This is a genomic window from Solitalea koreensis (assembly GCF_900182575.1).
Classification (GTDB): domain Bacteria; phylum Bacteroidota; class Bacteroidia; order Sphingobacteriales; family Sphingobacteriaceae; genus Solitalea; species Solitalea koreensis.
Genome location: NZ_FXSZ01000001.1, coordinates 472,184 through 494,896, shown reverse-complemented (window position 1 = coordinate 494,896; position 22,713 = coordinate 472,184). Strand labels below are relative to the sequence as shown.

General features: G+C 39.1%; 12 protein-coding genes. All 12 read left to right on the top strand.

Features of this window, described 5'->3' with window-relative positions; all coding sequences use genetic code 11:
- Nucleotides 1–6 precede the first annotated feature (6 nt).
- The 12 genes from FN756_RS02185 (at nt 7) to FN756_RS02130 (ending at nt 22,671) form a co-directional block, all read left to right on the top strand.
- Nucleotides 7–1,383: a RagB/SusD family nutrient uptake outer membrane protein gene (locus FN756_RS02185; RefSeq protein ID WP_185955154.1), complete on the top strand. Its 1,377-nt coding sequence runs from the start codon at nt 7–9 to the stop codon at nt 1,381–1,383.
- A 509-nt stretch (nt 1,384–1,892) separates the two neighbouring features.
- Nucleotides 1,893–5,309 carry a SusC/RagA family TonB-linked outer membrane protein gene (locus FN756_RS02180; RefSeq protein WP_142601064.1) on the top strand — a complete coding sequence of 1,139 codons (3,417 nt, stop codon included), beginning with the start codon at nt 1,893–1,895 and terminating at the stop codon, nt 5,307–5,309.
- Nucleotides 5,310–5,319: 10 nt separating this feature from the next.
- Nucleotides 5,320–6,783 (top strand): RagB/SusD family nutrient uptake outer membrane protein, encoded by a 1,464-nt coding sequence (locus tag FN756_RS02175; protein WP_185955153.1) that lies wholly within the window; start codon nt 5,320–5,322, stop codon nt 6,781–6,783.
- Between the two features lie 13 nt (nt 6,784–6,796).
- On the top strand, nt 6,797–7,549 hold the full coding sequence (locus FN756_RS02170) for a DUF4843 domain-containing protein (protein WP_142601061.1): 753 nt from the start codon (nt 6,797–6,799) through the stop codon (nt 7,547–7,549).
- An 18-nt stretch (nt 7,550–7,567) separates the two neighbouring features.
- Nucleotides 7,568–9,118, top strand: coding sequence for a PKD-like family lipoprotein (locus FN756_RS02165; protein ID WP_142601059.1), 1,551 nt, complete (start codon nt 7,568–7,570; stop codon nt 9,116–9,118).
- Nucleotides 9,119–9,233: 115 nt separating this feature from the next.
- On the top strand, nt 9,234–10,607 hold the full coding sequence (locus FN756_RS02160; RefSeq protein WP_142601057.1) for a TlpA family protein disulfide reductase: 1,374 nt from the start codon (nt 9,234–9,236) through the stop codon (nt 10,605–10,607).
- Nucleotides 10,608–10,641: 34 nt separating this feature from the next.
- Nucleotides 10,642–11,991 carry a TlpA family protein disulfide reductase gene (locus FN756_RS02155; protein ID WP_142601056.1) on the top strand — a complete coding sequence of 450 codons (1,350 nt, stop codon included), beginning with the start codon at nt 10,642–10,644 and terminating at the stop codon, nt 11,989–11,991.
- Between the two features lie 87 nt (nt 11,992–12,078).
- Entirely contained in the window at nt 12,079–13,224 is a 1,146-nt protein-coding gene (locus FN756_RS02150; protein WP_142601054.1) for a TlpA disulfide reductase family protein, read from the top strand.
- Nucleotides 13,225–13,241: 17 nt separating this feature from the next.
- Nucleotides 13,242–14,342 (top strand): TlpA disulfide reductase family protein, encoded by a 1,101-nt coding sequence (locus FN756_RS02145; protein WP_142601052.1) that lies wholly within the window; start codon nt 13,242–13,244, stop codon nt 14,340–14,342.
- A gap of 132 nt (nt 14,343–14,474) precedes the next feature.
- Complete coding sequence (locus tag FN756_RS02140; RefSeq protein ID WP_142601051.1) at nt 14,475–19,643, top strand: LamG-like jellyroll fold domain-containing protein; 5,169 nt, start codon at nt 14,475–14,477, stop codon at nt 19,641–19,643.
- 188 nt (nt 19,644–19,831) lie between these two features.
- Nucleotides 19,832–20,374 carry a hypothetical protein gene (locus tag FN756_RS02135; protein WP_142601049.1) on the top strand — a complete coding sequence of 181 codons (543 nt, stop codon included), beginning with the start codon at nt 19,832–19,834 and terminating at the stop codon, nt 20,372–20,374.
- Between the two features lie 110 nt (nt 20,375–20,484).
- Complete coding sequence (locus FN756_RS02130) at nt 20,485–22,671, top strand: TonB-dependent receptor (RefSeq protein ID WP_185955152.1); 2,187 nt, start codon at nt 20,485–20,487, stop codon at nt 22,669–22,671.
- The last annotated feature ends 42 nt before the right edge of the window (nt 22,672–22,713 follow it).

Below are 22,713 nucleotides of genomic sequence, written 5' to 3'. Positions count from 1 at the left end.
ATGAAGATGAAAAATCTAAAATATATCGTTGTTACACTGTTGTTGGGATCATTAACAAATACATCCTGTACGGATTATTTAACTGTTAACCCTAAAACTGAAATGAGACAGGATAAGCTTTTTTCAACAGAAAAAGGCTTTAAGGATGCACTGAATGGGATATATATTCAAATGAAAGGAACTGAAGCGTATGGGGGGGCCATGACCATGACAACCATTGAGCACGCCGTTTCAAATTGGGATGTCGCTCCTGGTTCGGCTGAAGAGCAATTGAACCTTTTTAACTATACAGATACAAAGGTTGAAAACTCATGGTCTTCTATATATGGGACAGAATATACGATCATTGCTGGCATCAATGTGATACTTAGCCATATTGATGAAAAAAGAGAAGTTTTTACAAGCCCCGGTACGTACGAAACCATTAAAGCAGAATGCCTGGCATTGCGAGCTTATTGCCATTTGGACATTTTACGTTTGTATGGTCCTGTTGCTTCCGATGTCAGTGCTGGCAACAAGCTGGCTTATGTGATTGACTTATCTGGGACTCGTGCATCCTTCTTTCAAGAAGCCTTGTTAAAAGACTTGGTAGAGGCAGAAGGATTAGTAAAAGCTATAGATCCAATTGTAACAAATGTTACAACTAAGGATACCTATTTTGACTCCCGTAATTTGAAAATGAATTACTATGCTATAAAGGCATTGCAGGCACGCGCATATTTGTGGTTCAATAATAAAGAAAAGGCATATGAATGCGCCAAAATTGTTATTGATGCTAAAAACAGTAATGGTACACCTAAATTTCGTTTAGGAGTAAGTGCCGACATGTCAACTAATAAAGACTACACGTTGACCAGCGAACATATTTTTGCTCTGTATGACTTTAACTTAGCTAGTAAATACACCTCATTGTTTCAGAATGGAACCTTAAAAAAGGGCGGTAACAACAATGCTGTCATTAATTTGCAGCTCTATGGCAATACAGGGACTGATATGCGTGAGCTCAATCTTTGGCAATTGATAAAAGAGAACTACGTTTTAAGGAAATATGAAGGGGGAAAACAAATTCCTTTATTGCGTTTAAGTGAAATGTATATGATCGCTATCGAAACGGCACCTCCCGCAGATGCCCAGGCGCTATGGACGGCGTTTCGTTCTGCTAGGGGTATTGGTAATCGTGCTCCAATAACTTTGCCTGTTGATCCTGCCTTGCTTCAAACTGAACTGATTAAGGAATATCGTAAAGAGTTCTATGCTGAAGGACAGTCGTTTTTTGCCTGTAAACGTTTGAATTTAAAAACCAATGTACTATTCGTTCCGACTGAAGCAAAGATCAATTATTTAATTCCATTACCTAAAACGGAAACGATTAACCTTAATTAATCTGTTTGGCAGCCCTGGCAGTTTGAAATAGAACTCTGCATAAAAAGGGGCAATTTTATAATTGTCCCTTTTTGCTTTTTTATAGGAGGAGGATCTCCGTGTGAGACAATTCCTTTTAAGCCTGAAAAAAATATGCTAAACCAGAGGTAATGATTGATAAAAGGAAAATGGAGTTTATCGGCACCTAAACAGAAGAAAACGCATTGGGCTTTTAAATTAACGCAGTACTTAAAAGCCTGCCTGTCGCCATTTAAATGCTCCTGGAAAAAATGATAAACGTGAAACATATCATTCTGAAATCACCCTTCTTTTTAAAGTTTGATTTTTTTCATTTTCTCTTACACAAACTTCGAACCTAGCCGTCTTAACAGAATAATAAGCTAAATAGACAGGTTATAGGCAAATGAAATTTTGAAAATAAGCCTGTTTAAAAACTTAAAAACGATTATTCGCAAGTGGCCGATTAATAAAAAAATAACTGTTAAGCAATCAATTTTAAAGCAAAATCTATGAAGTTAAAATTACTATTTAGAAAATCTTCACGGCTGATTCCAATCAATTCTCCATCAAGGTTAAGCAGATTAACCTCGATGTTAATTATTGTTTCAGCATTGCTATTAAGCGCAAATGCATATTCTCAATCTATTACGCTTAACAGTAAAAATGTTTCATTAGAAAGTGTACTTGAGTCTGTTAGTAAACAGGCTGGTTATAAGGTATTTTATAAACAAGAGCAACTTGCTAAAGCTAATCCTGTATCTGTATCTTTCAAAAAGCTATCATTAAATGCGGCTCTTGATCAGGTATTTGTTAATCAGCCGTTTACTTATGCAATTGCTAACAAAACAATTGTAATAACTGAAAAACAGTCGCCAAAAAAATCTTCTTCCGCAGTAATTAAAAGAGCTATTTCTGGCATTGTTACAGATGATAGTAAAGATCCATTGCCAGGTGCTACTGTGCGAGAAGTAGGCACTAATAATGTAACCATCACCAATGCAGAGGGCGCCTTTACACTTACAGTTGATGAAAAAGCACAAATTCAGATCAGTTTTGTGGGTTTTGAAGCCCGAACAATTACGGTAGGTGATCAGACCGCTTATAATATTTCTCTTAAAGCAGCAGCGAGTAAGCTGAATGAAGTAGTGGTGTCAACAGGTATCTTCAATAAGGTAGACCAAAGCTATACAGGAGCTTCAACTACTGTTACGGCTAAAGAATTGGAGCTATTCGGTAACCGTAACCTCATTACCTCTCTTCGGAATGTGGATCCTTCGTTTAATATAATTGAAAGCAATTTATTTGGTTCCGACCCTAACCGTTTACCAGAACTTCAAATCAGGGGAAATTCAAGCTTGCCAAACGTAAATGATTTGCAAAATGAGACTCGTGTTGCCTTAAATACCCCATTAATTATCCTTGACGGCTTTGAAACCACTTTGCAAAAATTATTGGACATGAACTCCAATGAGGTGGAATCGCTTACTATCCTAAAAGATGCCGCGGCGACAGCTATTTATGGGTCAAGAGGTGCAAACGGGGTAGTTGTTATAACCTCGAAAGCGCCTAAGCAAGGAAAGCTTCGTGTTTCTTATAGTGCTAATATAAACGTTGAGGCCCCTGACTTAAGCGCTTATAATCTATTAAATGCAAAAGATAAACTGGCATTAGAAGAGACCATGGGACTTTACAATAACAATTCAGTTGCGACTGATTTGCGTATAAAGCGTTATTATAACTATATTTTAAATGACATTAATAGCGGAGTAGATACTTATTGGTTAGATATTCCACTTAATACGGGTGTTGGCCAGCGTCATAATTTGCGTTTAGAGGGTGGCGATCAAAAGTTTCGCTATTCTGCTTCTGTGCAATTGAATGATATTCAGGGTGTAATGAAAGGCTCTGATCGTAACACCTATAACGGAACCATCAACCTGGCTTATACCCATAATAAAATAAGGTTTAGTAATAACTTAATGATTTCCGATGGGAACTCTGCCAATTCTCCTTATGGGTCCTTTAGTGATTACGTGAAATTGAATCCTTATTGGAAAGCCTATGATGAAAACGGCAAGGCGCTCAAATTTTTAGGCGATTACGGAAATTTGGATTGGCAGGGTCGTTGGGGAGGCACTTTGCCAACCAATCCTCTTTACAATGCCACCTTGAATGTTTTCGATAAGACAAATACATTTGATATCACCAACAATACCTCTATTGAGTTTCCCATTTTTAAAGAGTTAATCATGAGAGGAAGTGTGGGTTTTACTAAGGGTGAAAATGAATCTGATAGGTTTAGGCCGGCAGACCATACCGCATTCGCTGCATATACAGAAGCCGATATCTTCAGAAAAGGAGATTATAATTACGGTATTACAAATAGACTGTCATATAATGCAGCTCTGAACTTAAGTTATAATAAGACATTTGGCGGCAAACATACCGTCTTCGCTGGTATGGATTACAGCATCCGCGAAAACCAATATTCATCGTATAATTTTCTTACAGAAGGGTTTAACAGTTCTGATTTTGACATTATCTCCATGGCACAGAAGTACGCTACTGGCAAACCTTCAGGATCTGAAGGTTTATTAAGATCGGTGGGTTTTACAGGTAATGCAAACTATAGCTACGACAATCGCTACTTCGTGGATGCTTCATACCGTATAGACGGTTCTTCTCAATTTGGTGCCAATAAGCGTTTTGCTCCATTTTGGGCATTCGGGGCAGGTTGGAATCTCCATAATGAGTCCTTTCTTAAAGATTCAAAAGTGATCAACCGACTAAAGCTGCGTGGATCTTTAGGGATTACAGGATCTCAGAATTTTAGTACTTATCAGGCACTTTCTTCATACCGTTACTTTACGGATGATCGATACTTTAACTGGAATGGCACCTATTTATTGGGATTAGGAAACCCGGATTTGAAATGGCAGCAAACCATGAAATACGATGTAGGTATGGATGCTGAATTTCTGAATACACGCCTGAAACTATCGGCAGATACCTATATCCAAACTACAAACGGTATGATTTCTTCTGTAACCCTTCCGGCTTCAAGCGGATTTAACAGCTATACTGAAAATATGGGCAAAGTAGAGAACCGTGGATATGAGTTAAGGGTTACAGGAGTTCTAATTAAAAATACGGTTAATAAATTCCAATGGAGCGTGTCCATGGGCATGAATCACAATGAAAACAAGATTGTTGAGATTTCTAAGGCGCTAAAAGACGCTCAGAAAAAAATCGAAGAACAGACACTGAAAGATGCTCAAAAAAATAGTTCCCTATTAGCTGCTCCAAGCACCACCTTTAAGGAAGGGTACTCAACCAGTACAATATGGGTAGTTCCTTCTTTGGGGATTGACCCGAGTACAGGTAATGAACTCTATATGGGTAAAGACGGTTTGCCAACATATACCTGGAAGGCGGCCGACCTAGTGGCTGTAGGCTCCACAGATCCTACCATCTGGGGTAATTTCAGCACACGGGTCATGTATAAAAACTTAAGTTTAAATATGTCCTTCGGGTACCGTTTAGGTGCAGAACTTTACAACCAAACACTAATCAATAAAGTGGAGAATGCTGACATTCAATACAATGTGGACTCTCGGGTGTATTACGACCGTTGGAAAACCCTGGACGACAGAGCTGCGTTCAAAGGCATTACTCCTTTAACCTCGGGCAGTGCGACCCCCAAAAGTTCAAGATTTGTACAGGATGAACGCACCCTTAAGTGCCAGAGCATCACTGCGCAGTACAACCTACGTTCAAAATTCCTGAGCCAAAGCATAGGAGTGAACGAAATGAACTTCACGGCGAGTATGTCTGATCCTTTCTACATGTCGTCCATAAAACAAGAACGCGGAACGTCATACCCGTTCTCCAGACAACTTTCATTCAGCATTACTACCACATTTTAATACTATGAAGATGATAAATCTAAAATATATCGTTGTAACCCTGTTGTTGGGCTCATTGGTGAATTCTTCCTGTACGGATTATTTAACCGTTAACCCTAAAACTGAAATGACTCAGGAGGTGCTTTTTTCAACAGAAGACGGTTTTAAGGATGCGCTGAGTGGAGTGTATGTTCAAATGAAGGCAACTAATTTGTACGGAAGTGCTATGACCTTTACTACCATTGAACAAGCCGTTTCAAGTTGGGATGTAACGGCTAATACGACTGAATCAAGATTGGGTCTTTTTAATTACACAGATGTTGGAGTTGAAAGCTCATGGGGTACTATATATCAAGCGGAATATAAAGTCATTGCCAATATCAATTCTATCCTTGATCATATTGATGCAAATAAGGCGGTATTTAAAACCCCTGGCCTGTACGAAACTATTAAATCCGAATGCTTTGCTTTGCGCGCCTATTGTCACTTGGATATTCTGCGCTTGTTTGGTCCGGTTCCAACGGATGTAAATAACGGCAATATGCTGGCGTATGTGACTAACTTCTCTAAAACGCCGAATACACTTTTGCCATATGAAGCTTTTAAGGAAGCCTTGTTAAGAGATTTGGCGGAGGCTGAAGCATTAACCAAGGATATGGATCCCTTTGTTAAATTCTCCATAGAACAATTAAGAAGGCCGGATCAGACCGCCGAGCTTATCGACAAGGATACCTATTTGGCCTACCGTTACCTGCGCATGAACTACTATGCCGTAAAAGCATTGCAGGCGCGCGCCTATTTGTGGTTTAAAAATAAGGAAAAGGCATATGAATGCGCCAAAGTGGTTATTGATGCCAAAAACAGCGACGGATCGGTAAAGTTCCGTTTGGGAACGGCGATCGACATGGCCAACAAAGATTATGTGCTTACCTGCGAGCATATTTTTGGACTGTATGATGTTTCACTGTATAACAAATACTCCGGATACTTTGCCAACGGCACGCTCAAAAAGAGCACATCGGCGACTACGATCAATTCGCAGCTTTTTGGCAATGTGACTACTGACATTCGTGCAGCCAATCTTTGGGAATTGATCACCTTGACTAGCGGGGCGAAAGCCTACGTGATGAAGAAATATCAGGTAGCACAAACTGCTAGTAGCCTTGCCACTGATTTCAAGCAGATTCCATTGCTTCGCATCAGCGAAATGTATATGATCGCCATAGAAACAGCGCCATCGGCAGAAGCCCAGGCATTGTGGGCGAGTTTCCGCACCTCCCGTAATATTTCGGCAACCACCTTGCCTACAGATCCGAATTTGTTTGTAAATGAGCTGCTTAAAGAATATCGCAAAGAGTTTTTTGCAGAAGGACAGGCGTTTTTTGCCTATAAACGGTTGAACGCTGTTAAGCCTAATGTTCTGTTCGTACCGGCTGCAGCAACCATCAATTATTTAATTCCATTGCCCCAATCGGAAACAATTGACCTTGATTAATCTGTTTAAAACTATGAAGAAAGTAAAATATTTTTTAGGAGCACTGGCCCTGTTGGCCCTGGCTTCTTGCAAAGAAGATGAGTATTTAACTTATAATGAAGTGGCTAGGATACAATTTGGGTCCATTAAGTCGCCTCGCACTAGTCTGTCAGATACCCTAAAGCCATACACTTTTTATTACGAAAGTCCTGATTTGAAGCAGGATACCGTTTTTTTTGACATCTTCGCTATGGGTGGCTCCACTCCAAAAGATAGAAGCTTTAAACTGGAACAAGTACAAGTGGATGGAGCAAACAACGCAGTTCCAGGCAAGCACTTTATCCGATTCGATGATCCGGCTGTCAGCAAAAATTACGTAATAAAAGCAGGAACGGCTAGCAGTTTAGTGCCGGTGGTTTTATTAAGGGACGCTTCTTTAAAAACGTCAAACGTAATACTTAAGTTTAATGTTGTTGAAAATGAGGATTTTAAGCTGGGGGAGAAAGCTGCCGTGTGGCGTAAAATCGATTTTACCGACCGCCTCAGCGAGCCAGCTGCATGGGCAAGCCTGAAAGGAAGTTATCTTGGCGATTATAGTGTGGAGAAGCAAAAATTTATGATTCAAGTTACCGGAATAAAATGGGATCAGTCATACATAAGTCAAGCAACTACTGACATTAGTCTATTGCAATATTATCTAGGAACGATTAAAGCAGCGCTAGCTACTTATAATGCTCATAACCCTCGACTTAAAGATGAGATGGATAATTATGTCGTATTTCCATAACCATAAAAATTAGAACGGATGAAAAAATTATATACTATCGCAGTAAGCTTAATGGTTTTAGGCTGCACAACGGATAAAGGCAAATTTGATTATGCACCAAACGAAATAATTACCATTAAAGGTATTGAAGATTCATATACAAAAATTTCAGAATTTGAAAGAATTACCTTGGATCCCGTAGTAACATCAACAGACAAAAATGCTGATTTTGAATACACTTGGGGGATGTATGAAACCGGGGTTGCGCTTAAACTTGATACAATTGCTAAAACAAAAGCATTGGATTATTTAATTAAGCAACCGGCTAAAGGCTGGGTGTTGGTTTTCAAGGCAAAAAACAAGCATACCGGTCTTTCCCAGTTTTTTAGCTCTAATATAGAGGTGACAACTCAATTTACCCGTGGTTGGTATGTTGCTAAAGATGACGGTAGTCAAACAGATGTTGATCTGTTCAAAACCCCGGTGAATATTGTTCCTGATGGCAAAGTAGAAAATGTATATAGTTTTGTCAACGGCAAAAAAATTCCGGGCAAAGCATCACTTTTTAGTTTTGCAGGGAAATATAAATCAACTGTAACTGGAGTGCTTGCCGATACTCGATCTTTATTTGTTCTCACCGATAAGGACGCTAGCGTGGTTGATATAAACACTTTAAAAGAAATAAGAGACCTTGATAGACTGTTTTATGCTGTTCCCTCAACCAAGGCCCCATTAATTGCAACAGCCGGTAATGGTGCTCTTTATTTTGTGAATGACGGTGGGGTTCATACTATAGCATCGGCCACCATTAATTCAGGGCAGTTTGGAGCAAAAAGGATGAAAGATGATTTGAATACTCCCTATAAAGTATCCAAATACTTTATGACATCCAATTTTAACAATCCGATTTTCTTTGATGAAGAAACTAGTTCATTTATTTCTTGTACGGCTTTTACCAACAGCCTTACAGCAATACCAAATTATACACCCTCAAAATTGAGTGTTAATAATAACAACAAGCAGTTATTGTATATGGGTATTAAGACTCCCTCTCCATATCTGGGTTACGCTGTGCTTCAGGATAAGACCAAACCTAGCATGAAGGTTTTATATTCCATTAATGCAGCTAATTTATCTGCATTTAATATTACTGTAATTGATACAATAAGAGCCCAGGCAGTCGGCACAAACCCCGCCAGCAAAATGTATAACGCCAGCAATTTTACTCTTTTACAAGGGGACGAAAACCTGCTCTATTTTACAGCAGGTAATGAAGTTTGGTCTCGTAACTTGTCAAATAAAGCCGAAAGGCTGCAGTATACTGTGCCTGCAGGAGAGGTAATCACCTATATCCGTCATAGAAAATATACAGGCACAGGAGCTGAAGCTCCTTACTCATATAATTACGTGATGATAGGTACCAAAATCGGAGCCAACTATAAAGTGCGCATGTTTACTAAATCATCATCAGGTGACCTAACGGCCACTCCGGCATTTACGCTGGATGGCACGGGTTCCGTTGGTGATGTCATTTACGTTTCACCTTTAGTTAATAAGGTTTTTGATGATACCTATATCAATTCATTCTAAAACACTTAAATAAATATCCTGTAAGTAATGATGGCGGTTTAAAGCCGCCATCATTACTTATATCTTTTTATCGCCCCTACTATTATTTAACTGAATTACTCAACCAATAATTATTATGAAAAAATACTTGGCGCTTCTTGCTGTAATGGCAGGCACCATTCTTAATGCCCAGGCACAAAATTTTACTGAAATTGCAGGCGTATCAAAAAAATCAAAACCTACTGAACCAGTAAAACTATACAAGGTGATTTCTGGCCGTATGGAGGAAGTCGCTGCAGTCACTCCGAGCGCTAATGGTACTTTCGGATTTAGTTTCCAGCCGGATTATACCGGGTTTTATGTAATAGGTTCAGGCCATCCCTTAACAATCAGAGATAAATATAAATTGTATATAAAGGGAAACGATAAAATTAACCTTGAATTAAATGATTCTACCTATGTACTTACCGGCCAGAATACGAAAGAAAACGAGGTGTTGAATCAATGGTCGAAGTTCACTTATAATATTGCACGCAAGTCAATATACTTTGATAAAATCAAAGGCCATAGCACATATGTCGATTTCTTCCCTGATTTTGACGCCACTCTTGCTAAGGCAAAAAAATGGACAAATGGTAAAGCTACCGGTAACGTCAAGTTTGATAATTTAATGAAGTTAACGGTTAATTATGACCTTGCCCATATTGCATTGATGTTCTTAAATACACCACGTCTGAAACATCCAACCAAAGAGGAACTTAACCCTTATTTGAAAAGCTTTAATGCTGATCAATTTATGCAAAATGAAGATCTATATAAATTTCCATATGGATCAACGATGCTGGAAATGTTAGTGAATCGTAAAGCTGACGCGATGGGATCAAATTTATTAGATGATAAGAACGTAATGCTTATCCCCAATGACGTGTTAAAGGGCGAGGATGCACTGAATAGAGCCAGTAAAATGAAGTCATATACCAACTTCATGGAACTGTCTGAAAAATACAGCAAATATTTTATTACCGCTGATCAGAAAACACGAGCAGAGGCATTTGCAAAACGCTTAGGAGCCACGTTTAAACCTGGAGTCAAGGCCATCAATTTTACCTGTCAGGACATGGAGGGCAAGCAAGTATCGCTGACTGATTTTAAAGGTAAAATCGTTTTGGTAGATGTTTGGGCTACCTGGTGCAAACCATGTGTAGGTGAATTCCCATTTCTTAAACTATTGGAAGAAGAATTTCATGGTAAAGATGTGGTATTTTTAAGTGTATCTGTAGACAAAGAGCAGGATAAAGAAAAGTGGGAAAATTTAATTAAAACCGAAAAATTAGGAGGTGTGCAATTATTAGCCAACGCAGACCGCCATCTTCAAAAAGCCTACGGAATCTCGACTATCCCAAGGTTTATGCTCTTCGATAAAAATGGCAACGTAATCAATGAGGATGCCCCTCGTCCTTCTGATCCTAAGTTGAAAGAAATATTGATAAGATACCTGAGTAAATCTTAATTGTTTATAACCTTAAATCTAATCGATAATATTAATGAAGAAGTATATAGCATTTCTTGCTGTAATGGCAGGTTCAATTTTTACTGCCCAAGCGCAAAATTTAACCTCAATTAAAGGGGTATCAAAAAAATCAAAACCTACCGATGCAGTAAAACTGTATAAAGTGGTGTATGGGCGAATGGAAGAAGTTGCTTCTACTACTCCCAGTGCCAGTGGTACTTTCGCATTTAGTTTCCAGCCAGAATATAACGGGTTTTATGTAATAGGCACAGGCGATCCTATGCAAGGAACTCAAAACAAATTTAAATTATATGTAAAAGGAAATGATAAAATCAACCTTGAATTAAATGATTCTACCTATGTACTCACTGGTGATAACACGAAAGAAAATCAGGTATTAAATCAATGGTATAAATTCACTTATAAACTTGAACGCAAGTCAGTATATTTTGGCCTTAGCACGTATGTTGATTTTTTTCCGGACTTAGATTCCGTTGTTGCTCAGGCAAAGAGCTGGACAAAAGGTAAAGCCACGGGAAATAAAAAGTTTGATGAGTTAATGAAGTTAACGGTTGACTATGACGTTGCATACATGGCCATGAATTACTTATATATGCCACATTCCAAGCATCCGACTAAAGAAGATTATAACCCTTATTTGAAAAGTTTTGATGCAAATCAATTCATGCAAAATGAAGATTTATTAAAGTTTCCATATGGCACCAGAGTGCTTCAATTTTTTGTCCTTTTTGCACATGGTGCAGATGATCTTGATAAAACCGTTATGGCTATACCAAATGATGTGATAAAAGGCGAATATGTTCTGATTAAAGCTAGATCATTAAAATCGTATACCAACTTTAAGGAACTATCAGATAAATTCGGTAAATACTTTTTAACAGCAGATCAGAAAATAAGAGCAGAAGAAATCGCATCGAGATTAGCCACTAATAAACCTGGTGACAAGGCAATCAATTTTACATATCCGGATGCTGCTGGCAAGCAAGTGTCGCTAACTGATTTTAAAGGTAAAATTGTTTTAGTAGACGTTTGGGCGACTTGGTGTGCACCTTGTAAGAAGGAATTGCCAGCGCTTAAGCTATTAGAAGAAGAGTTTCAAGGTAAAGATGTAGTGTTTTTAAGTGTTTCAATAGATGTGGAAAAGGATAAAGAAAAGTGGAAACAATTCATAACAGAACAACAATTGGGCGGCGTGCAATTATTTGCTAACGGATGGTCACAAATTGCACAAGCTTATAAAATAAAGGGAATTCCAAGATTTATGCTGTTTGATAGAAATGGCAACATTGTCAATGTGGATGCTCCTCGTCCTTCTGAGCCAAAATTGAAAGAGACATTGATAGAATTGCTTGGCAAATCTTAACATAGTTCTTAGCAGTCACTGAAATGGGCTGCTTTTTTAACCACTTTTTATCATTTCATCCTCAATTAAAGTATAAAATTCAAAGCCATGAAATTAAAATTATTGTCACTAATAGCTTTATTAATTACAAGCGGAAGTATTTACGCTCAGAATAATAACTACGTTCTAAATGGGAAAATCACAGAACTTAAAGATGGTGATAAAGTAAGTTTACTCTTTAGAAGATATGGGGGAAATGATACATTAAGTACGGCTTTTGTAAAGGATGGTCGTTTTTCATTGAAAGGTTCAGTTGTACATCCAACATATGTTACCCTACACGTTCCCGGAAAGGAGAGTTATTTTCTTTTTGTAGAAAATGCTCAAATGAGCATCGCTGGTGATTCGATTAAAAATGCTAACGTTAAGGGTTCAAAATCAAACGAGGACTTTGTTCGCTTAGAGAATTCAATCAATCCCATAAAAATGGAAATGCGAAAACTGGGTAAAGAACTTCAAAATGCTTATAAACAGAATGACAAGGTTCTTATAGAACAGTTAGGAAAGGAATTAAAAGAGTTGACTGCAAAAAAAATTGAGCAAGTACGCTCTTTTGCTATTGCAAATCCGAATTCATATGTTTCTCCGGTCGCTATTCTGACGTATGAAATGGTCAGGATAGATCCCGTTGTTTATAAGCCTATCTATGATAAATTTTCTGCCGAAGTGAAAAAAAGCGGTCCGGGTGAATTTTTAAATTGGCGCATTGCTTCAATGTCAGCGATTAAAGTTGGCGATATGGCTCCCGCAATATCTGCCAAAACACCTGAAGGTCAAGATCTATCTTTAGCTGAGGTTATGAAAACAGGTAAATTAACCTTAGTTGATTTCTGGGCATCATGGTGTGGTGCTTGCCGCAGAGATGCTGCGGAAATATATAAACTGTATAAGCAGCAATACCATGCCAAGGGTTTGAATGTAATTGGCGTTTCTTTAGATAAGTCAGAGAAGTATTGGAAAGCAGCTATCAATAAAGATAAGATCGATTGGTATCAGGTTGCTGATCTGCAATTTAAAGGTGTAAAACCTTCGGAAGCTTATGGGGTAGTGCAAATACCGGCTACTTACCTGATAGACCAAAATGGAAAAGTAGTTGCCAAAAACCCTACAATTGATGAACTGGCGAAGTTATTTAATCAAGTTTTAAACACGAATAAATCCGGGGAACTAAAAAAAGTGTTGAATGTGAATTAACACGAACATCTTAAATTATGAAAACAATATTATTGTCGCTTTTCTGCTTATTTATTGCCGGAGAAATGTGCGCTCAAACAAACACCAACTTTGTGTTGAATGGCAAGATTAAAAATTTAAAGGACGGTGAAAAAGTAAGTTTACTGGCGTACAAATTCTCAAAAGGGGAGAAAATTGATACCCTATGTTCAGATTTTGTGAAAAATGGATGTTTCAAATTACAGGGTTCTGTTTCTCATCCTTCATTTTATTATTTGTATGTAAGAGGGAATTTACGATACCCTCTTTTCATTGAAAATTCGAAAATGGAACTTGCTGGCGATTCATTAAAAGCTGCTAAACTTTCGGGTTCAAAAACCAATGATGAGTTTGTGTCCTTCAAACAAACTACTTTGCCAATTGAAGATGAGTTATTAAGGATGGCAAAATCGTGGCCTAAAGAGAATGCTCATAGGGAGGAAGACAGGAAAAAGGCAGGCGAATTGGCGTCTCAAAAAACAAAATTGATTTTCGCCTTTGTTAACACTCATCCCAATTCATTTGTTTCGCCTGCACTTCTTTTAACTAACGGAACGTATGAATTAGATCCTGTGGTTTATTCCCCGATATACGATAAATTTTCGGAGGCAGTTAAAAATAGTTATGCCGCTAAAACTATTAAATCTCGTCTCGATAAGGCAACCAAAATTAAGGTTGGAGATATAGCGCCTTCCTTTTCTGCTCAAACTCCCGATAGAAAGGAGCTTTCATTGGCTGCTGTGCTAAAAGAAAGTAAATTGACTCTAATTGACTTTTGGGCTTCATGGTGTGGGCCTTGCAGAACATTTGGTGCCGAGCTCATCCCAATCTATAATCGATTTCATGCTAAGGGCCTAAATGTCTTGAGCGTCTCAGTCGATGATTCAGCAGATAAATGGAAAAATGCCATCAAAGCGGATAACTATCCATGGTATCATGTTTCCGAGCTTAAGGGCTTTCACTCGGAGATCCCTCAGGCTTACGCCATTTCTTTTGTTCCGGCTACTTTTTTGGTTGATCAAAATGGTAAAATAATTGCCAAAAACCCAACCATTGAGCAACTGGAGCAGTTATTTGGTAAAACTTTGAACGCGGATTAAACGGGCCAATTCTATATAATATCTCAAAGCCTCTAAAAAAGATCTATTCCAACATTTATGATGTTCGATTGAAAATATCATAAATGTGGAAGTGATTTGTTCAACCTAATCTAAACAACCCAATAGTTATTTATGAAAAAAACCTTACTTAGCCTATTGCTATGCTTAAGTATCTCAATTGTTTCTGCTCAGGAAAAACCAGGAAAAGAAATCTCTGGAGAAAAGCATGAGGAATATGAAGAAAATGAATCTCCTGAAACAGAATTAAAGCACAATCGTGCCTTGTGGAATACCTTACTAAAGAAAGAAAAACCTAATTATTTTAAAGTTGAAAAACTTTTTAAAAACTATTTTAAGAAACATCCTGAAGAGAACAGCAAACCCAAGCAGTATTGCGCTGATTGGTTAAAGACTCAGCTCTTTTATCTTGATAATAAGAACAGGGTTGTTGCCTCTCCAAAAACTAATTACAACTCAATCCGTTCTTTTGCACCAGGAGTTTTGGCCAGCGTTACCGACACTATGGCTGGTGACTGGCATATGCTGGGCCCTAGAAATGTTTATGAAACCACCTATTCGGCTAAAGGAAACAATGGGGGGTACGTGAGTTTAGTGCGGATAGATCCCACTAATCCCAATAAATTATTTATAAGCTTTCAATGTGGTGGTTTATGGGTTTCCTCCAATGGAGGAACAGTTTGGCAATTGACAGATGCCAATATGCCTGATCAGGAATATATTGACATTGATGTTTGCAAGGGCAATAATTCCTATGTATATGCTATAAGTTTAGGAGCTGTCATCAAATCCACCGATGGAGGTTTAACCTGGTCGACAACTTCCTTAAATCTCACTAATTATCCAGGTCATTGGGGTTATGATATTGCTGTTTCACCAACTGATCCAAATATTGTTGTGGCCCGCTGGAACGACAAATTATATCGTACTACAGATGGTGGAACAACCTGGAATGTGGTTAAAAGCGGTTTGAAAGTGCACACCGTTTGGGGCGGTTCCGGTGTCTGTTCCGAATTGTTGGATTTTCACCCTACTAATAATAACATTGTTTATCTTTTAGATTATGGTCAAAACCAAAACAATGTTACCATCTATCGATCTGGCGATGCGGGAGCTACTTTTACCACTCTGGGACAACCTGTCAACGTCCCTAGCGGATTAGGTACGGCTATCTGTTGGTCAAAAATACTAACAGCCACAAATAATCCTGCCGTTTTTTATCTGGCAATGGATACAGGCAACGACACTATGTCACCTGCATATTGCAGTCTTTTTAAATTAGATGCCACTACTGGAGCCATACTGCAAACAAGGGTTAATATGGCTGATTTAGGCCACGGGGATATTACTATGGACCTGAATAATGAGAACAATATTGTTTATGGCAAATATGGTGAAACAAAAGCTTTCTATTCTACTAATAATGGAGCCACATTTATACAATCCAGCACAACCGTCCACGCTGACTTGAGGGCATTCAGTATGGTGAACGGGAAAGTGCTAATGGGTACTGACGGAGAAGCAACTTGCTCAGCAAACGGCGGCCTTACATTTACCAGTTTAAGTGCCACAATTTCCAATCATGAGTTGTGGGGCTTTGGTGCTGCACATAAATCGGATATATTAGGTGCCGGTTTAAATCACGGTCCGTTAATGATTCGTGAACATGAGGGGGCCGGAGGCTGGTACAATGCCCTGGGAGCTGACCAGGGGAATACGGATGTAAATCCTTTAGATGCTAAATATTTATATTCACAGGGATATGGTGTTTATAATGTGGAGCGTACAGGTCCTCATGTCATGAAGACTACCGGAAGTCAAATAGACCCGGGAGGTATTTATTCTTATTTCAACAGCATGGAGTTTCACCCCAATCTGTACTATACATTGATAACTCATCATGCAAGCACCTATAAAAATTCATTAATTAGAAGTAGCGATAATGGGGTTACCATCGATAAAATTGTAAAAACGTTTACCAACCAGGTATTCCGTGAAAAGATATGCAAGACCAATCCTAATTACATGTATGTAGTTGAAGGACTCAGCAATAACAAACTCTGGAAAACAACTGATGGAGGAACCAATTGGGTTGATATTACAGCATCTACAGCTGTTACCGGTATAGGAGTGAGAAATATCTCAGACATTGCCGTATCAGATGTTAACCCTAATGAAGTTTGGGTCACCTACTCCGGTGTTCAGAATACCTGTCAGGTGCTGCATTCAACCGATGGAGGAATTTCTTATACAAATTTAACGACTCCGGTACTTACCTCTTTCCCGGTAACAAAAATTATTTTTCAACGCGGAACAAACGGGGGGGTGTATATCGGAAATAAATCAGGGATTTTTTACCGGAACAACAGCTTGGGTGATTGGGTGAAATTAGGAACAGGCTTGCCTATGCTAGATGTTCGCTTTATGTTCGTCAATTATTACAAAAACAAATTGATGATCGGTACCAGCCGCGGTGCCTGGGATCATGATTTATATGAGCATTCCAATACAATGGCGCAGATATCTGCTGAAAAGGACAGCGTTAGATCCGTTTATGATAAAGTGCAATTCAGAGATTACAGTGTAGTTAGAAAAGGACCTAATGTAAGTTATTCATGGAGCTTTCCGGGAGGAACACCGGCAACATCCACTATGGAAAATCCTGTGGTGAGCTATGCTACGGAGGGAAATTTTGACGTGACCCTTACAGTTACTGATCAGTATGGAACTAATACCCAAACATTGCCTGGTTTTATCAAAGTATTGCCTAGTGAATGTGCAGGTGTTGACAGTGTTGCAGGCAGAAGTCTAAGTCTTCCGGATGCAACTGATAAAGCTGTTATTCAAAGTTTGCCGCTCAATACCAATACTATAACCATCACTGCCTGGGTAAAGCCCACTGGTAATCAAGCCAATGGAACTGGAATTATATTGCAGGGCGGTATTACCGGGACCGGGTTATATTTAAAAGGTACAAATAATACATTGGGCTGTGTATGGGGAGGTAACTATACGAGTTTTAGCGGCTTTTCCCTACCTCAAAATCAATGGCACCATATTGCCTTGGTAGTAACTCCCGTCAACCTCACATTGTATGTGGATGGTAGAGCTTCTACCATTAGTGGTGCTAACCCCGTTATAGACCTTACCCTAGCGCCTTGGTATATTGGGATAAATGGGGGCAGCAACTTTAATGGCGAAGTAGATGAACTGTGTATCTATAATCGTTCACTTACAAAAGATGAAGTAAGGGAAAAAATGCATCTCACTCGCCCTGCATCTGAACCGGGTTTGGTTGGTTATTACCAGTTCAACGAACCACGTTCGAGGACTTATAATTTAGTAGGTACGGGATCGGAAATGTTATTAACCGGAGGAGCGAAAGTGGTTTCCTCTGCACCTGTTGCAGCAGGTGTTAGTCAAACCCTTAATGTAAACAATCCTGGTATATTTGACTTTGATCAAACAGGGGCAAAATTAACCTATGATGCAACGGGAGCTTATCCTAAGGGAACGGTGGTAGTAAGCAAGCTGAACGGTGAGCCTTTTGCAAAACCTACGGGTGGAACGGCCAGAGGTAATTACTGGATTTTGAGAAGTTTTGATGATCCAGGAGGAGCTCCTACCCCGTTGAAAGGCATGCAACTGTCATTCACTGACCCCACCAAAAATTTTACTTTAAATAAACGCAGTATTACTTCAGTTGCAACATGGTTTCCCATTCCCGGATTTGGTACTAAGGTAAATTCAGAAACTCAATTTTCGTTAGGTACCAGTGATATTCGGAACTATCAGATTTGGGTTACTCAAGTGGCAAATGCAGCACCAACCTTCACGGTGCCGGGAGCAATTAGTATTAATAAAGATGCTGCAGGCGCTTATAATGCAGCCACCACAATTACCGGAGTGCCTACTGCGGTAAACGATGATTATGATGTGAGCCCGATTATAAGCTACACCGATGCCATAGCCGAAGGCTCTTGTGGAGGTGAACTGGTTATTACCCGTACCTGGAGCGTTGCAGACCATTCGGGGCTGTTTACCGAAAAGGAACAGGTAATTACAGTGAAAGATACTATTGCACCTGTTATTGTTGGTAAATCAAATGCCGAACGTGTGTCAAACCAAGGCGCATGTACTTATTCTATAGCAGGAGATGAGTTTGATGCCTCAGCTACTGATGAGAGTTCGGTAACACTTTCTTATTCATTAACCGGCGCTACTACGGCCACAGGATACCAATCGTTAGCTGGCCAAAGCTTTAACTCAGGGGTTACTACTGTTGAATGGACTGCCAAGGACCCATGCGGGAATTCAGTTATGACCAGTTTCACAGTGACGGTTGCTGACACGCAGGCTCCTGTAGCCCAAAGTCCGGAACGTATTAGCTTGTGTAACAAAGCCGATGGCTTCTATTCGATCAATGATATTTCTGCATCAGATAATTGTGGTATCCAATCCGTTGTTTACCAGGTGAGCGGGGCTACCAGCCGGACTGGCAGTGGATTAAACGCCAGCGGGCAATTCAATGAAGGTGAATCAACCGTTTTATGGACGATTACCGATAATGCAGGAAATACCACAACAACTCAAACGACAGTTAATGTTGACCGGGCATTGATCGTTTCGGTAGCAGATGTGCATGCGGTTAACCCAGGTGGCGATGCAAATACCATTTATATCGGTTATGGCCCATCGTCGCTAACACTTACTGCGGCTGTAATGGGTGGAACCGCGCCCTATACCTATTCATGGTCGACGGGGGCAAGAACAGAAAGTGCAGTCGTTAATCCAAATAAGGCAGGAGTACATGACTATACCGTTACCATTACCGATGCCTTGGGTTGTACTGCTACTACCATTGCACCGATCAAAGTACGTGATATTCGCTCGGCTGATGGCAAAATAAATATCTGTCATAACGATAACAGCTTGTCAATTTCAGTGAATGCAGTTGCCGCACACCTAAAGCATGGAGATAAATTAGGGAATTGCGGAGCAGATGCACTCGAAGCTAATGCCTCAGGAGCTGGTATTGCAGTAGCGTATCCGAATCCGTTTACCAATGAGTTGAAAATTCAACTGTCAAGCGCCTTGAACGGGCAAGTGGTGAACTACGAGATTTATAGTGTGCTGTATGGTAATTTAGTGCATAAATCAACCGCTGTAGCCAATGCAGGCTTTATCAGTATTGCCGAAGCATCAGCGTTGCCACCAGGTCAATATGTGATTAAGACTAGTTTTAATACAGAGGTGTATTCAGTACAAGTTGTAAAGCAATAATGCTGACTAAATAACATAAGAAAGCGGTAGTTTCAGAAGAAATTACCGCTTTCTTTCTTATAACTAGCGAGAGGAAAAGTAGATTAAATATTTTTCTCTTACACTAACTTACAGCTTAGCCGTCTTAATAATAATTTCGAAATACTGTAAGGCCGGGCCTTAGAACCTTTATTTAATTTTTTAGTCATTTGAAAAGAATAGTTTCCTTAATTCTATTGTTCATACTGTTTTTTCAGTTTGAAGGAACTATTTTTTTATTCCTAGTCAGGCATCGGCAAATAAAAAATGAAATACAATTACAAATTTCATCGGGCATCTCTGATGGTGATTTGGTAGTGCTAAGAATTCCAAAACAGCTTGAACTCAGTTCCAATGAAATCTTTCAGCGAACAGATGCAACAGAGTTTAGGTATTTAGGTAAAATGTATGATGTGGTCAAAAAGGTTGATGCAAATGATTCCACATTGTATTACTGCATTTATGACCAGGAGGATACCCAAGTTTATGCTTCACTACACAAATACCAGCAATCAATTAATTGCGAACACAACCCTGGTCAAAAGAATCAGACGAAGCAATTGGCGTCTCTTCTTTTTGCCTCTTATATTAATAATACCAATAAAGTATTCTTTCATAGTATTCTATTGGGCAGCTCTACTTCATTCTACAGAGTTTGCATAATGGATGGTTACCCTCAATCACTTACTCCCCCTCCTTGGTTATCGGTTTAGCTTTTTGATTCAACCCAATTATCCGAGGATGGATTATTATAGCTGATGAATGTGTTGTCGATTTAATTTTTTATACAAACTGAATGCTATTCAGAATTTTACCAATCAAAATGAAATTTAAACTTTACAATAATTTAATTATAGGTGGATGTTTATTGACCACCGTGTTGCCTCTTGCCTTGAAAGCGCAAAATAATATATCTGATTCCCTTTCGCATAAGCTGAATGAAGTAGTTATTACCGAAAACTTAAACCGCCAAAAAGCACAATCAGTGGTGCGTTTGGGTGCAGCTGAGATCAAACGCGGTCAAGGTGTATTTATGGAGGAGGCAATTAACACCAACGTACCGGGTGTGATGATGATGCGACGTTCGGTGTCCGGGGGCCAACAATTCAATATTCGCGGATACGGTAACGGCTTAGGCGCAAGAGGAGCCAATAACAACTTTGATAGTCAAGGATTAAAGGTGTATTTGAATGGAATTCCTGTAACTGATGCAGAAGGGATTACCATTATGGATGATATCGATTTTGGTTCCGTTTCAAATGTTGATATAGTAAAAGGTCCTGCGGGTAGTATGTATGGCTTAGCTATTGCCGGGGCAGTAAATCTGCAAACACAAAAAGCTGAACCGGGAAAAGTATCAATCGGTCAGGATGTAATGCTAGGGGAATATGGTTTACGCCGTTACACCACCCGTTTACAGACAAGCGGCGAGCGATCGTCATTGATGGTAAATTATGGCAGACAGCATTCGGATGGTTTTATGCCTCATAATGCCTCAGATAAAAATTTTGTTAGTGTAATGGGTGATTATCAGCCCAATGAAAAACAAAAACTCACGGCTTTTTTTGGCTATTCAAACAGCTATGATGAACGCGCCGGAGAGTTAACGATTGATCAATACAATAAAAAAGACTATACAGGCAACCCTAACTATATTAAAAACGATGCGCATTCTGAAGTTATCGGTTTCAGATTTGGCTTAGGACATACCCTTGCTTTTAATAAAAACTTGGCAAATACCACATCTGTATTCGCATCATCAAATAAAAACACAGCTAGCTCTGCTGGCGGCTGGACTGACAAATCGCCGGTTAATGCAGGTTTTCGTTCCTCTTTAGATTTCAAATTTAATTTGCTTGGCCAAGTTAATGTGAATGGTACAGCAGGTGTTGAAGCCCAACAACAAACTTATCAGAACATTAGCTATGCGATGGTTCCTAATAATGCCGATCTTAATGGGTACAACATTATTGGTGCAATGAGAAGCAATGTGGCCATTACCAATAAAAATTTTAATGCCTTTACTGAGTTAACTTTTTCTTTACCAAAATTATTTGATTTAACTGCAGGTTTAGGCTTGAGCACCATGGACATACGTTTACAAGACAGAGTTTACAATGCTTCAAATAACAATGCCTCTCCTGAATTAAACAAACCAACTTCTTACGGAAACAAATATGACAATTTGTTGTCTCCTCATGTAATGTTAAGTAGAACAATCACCAAAGGCATTTCAGCTTATGCTTCATATAGCGTAGGATACAGAGCACCAGTGAGTTCGAACTTGTTTATTGCCTACACTGGTAAAGTAAATACAGATCTTAAGCCTGAGAAGGGTACTCAATTTGAAATTGGTACAAAGGGCTCTTTAATTAATGCTCGCTTAAGTTACCAAGTGGCTGTTTTCAATACCGATTTCGCCGATAAAATGAGTTCGGTTTCTGTAGCTAATGCTGGTAATACTGCTACATTGTATTCATACATAGTAAATAGCGGTAGCCAGAAAAACAAAGGTGTAGAAGTACTGGCAAAATACGCCGTTTATCAATCGACCACAGGTTTCTTCCAAACTATTGCTCCTTTTGCAAACTTAACTTACTCTGATTTTAAATATGATAATTACCGATTCCAAAATAGCACAACTCGCGTAATGTCTGATTATTCAGGGTTAGCTGTAGCCGGTGCTGCGCCTTGGATTTACAACTTGGGTGTTGATGCAGTAACTAATCATGGAGTTTATGGCAACGTAAATTTCAATCACAGAGATGCAATGCCAATTACTTCTGATGGGTTAAACGAAACAAAAGCATTTAGTTTATCGAATGCAAAGGTTGGTTATCAACATACTTTTTTAAAGCAATTAGGAGTTGATGTGTTTTTCGGTGCTAACAACATTACTGGAAATCAATACTATAATATGGTGTTTGTCAATCAAATGCCGGATGCTTTTATCCCAGGTCCAGGTAAAATCAATTATTTCGGAGGAATCAATTTGAAATATACTTTGTAATTGATTAAATCCCTACAATAATCTAATTCATAAGCCGGTAGC

Bases quoted from the DNA above. Each gene is read 5' to 3' on its own strand.
- FN756_RS02185 (WP_185955154.1), top strand. From the start codon at position 7: ATGAAAAATCTAAAATATATCGTTGTTACACTGTTGTTGGGATCATTA.
- FN756_RS02180 (WP_142601064.1), top strand. From the start codon at position 1,893: ATGAAGTTAAAATTACTATTTAGAAAATCTTCACGGCTGATTCCAATC.
- FN756_RS02175 (WP_185955153.1), top strand. From the start codon at position 5,320: ATGATAAATCTAAAATATATCGTTGTAACCCTGTTGTTGGGCTCATTG.
- FN756_RS02170 (WP_142601061.1), top strand. From the start codon at position 6,797: ATGAAGAAAGTAAAATATTTTTTAGGAGCACTGGCCCTGTTGGCCCTG.
- FN756_RS02165 (WP_142601059.1), top strand. From the start codon at position 7,568: ATGAAAAAATTATATACTATCGCAGTAAGCTTAATGGTTTTAGGCTGC.
- FN756_RS02160 (WP_142601057.1), top strand. From the start codon at position 9,234: ATGAAAAAATACTTGGCGCTTCTTGCTGTAATGGCAGGCACCATTCTT.
- FN756_RS02155 (WP_142601056.1), top strand. From the start codon at position 10,642: ATGAAGAAGTATATAGCATTTCTTGCTGTAATGGCAGGTTCAATTTTT.
- FN756_RS02150 (WP_142601054.1), top strand. From the start codon at position 12,079: ATGAAATTAAAATTATTGTCACTAATAGCTTTATTAATTACAAGCGGA.
- FN756_RS02145 (WP_142601052.1), top strand. From the start codon at position 13,242: ATGAAAACAATATTATTGTCGCTTTTCTGCTTATTTATTGCCGGAGAA.
- FN756_RS02140 (WP_142601051.1), top strand. From the start codon at position 14,475: ATGAAAAAAACCTTACTTAGCCTATTGCTATGCTTAAGTATCTCAATT.
- FN756_RS02130 (WP_185955152.1), top strand. From the start codon at position 20,485: ATGAAATTTAAACTTTACAATAATTTAATTATAGGTGGATGTTTATTG.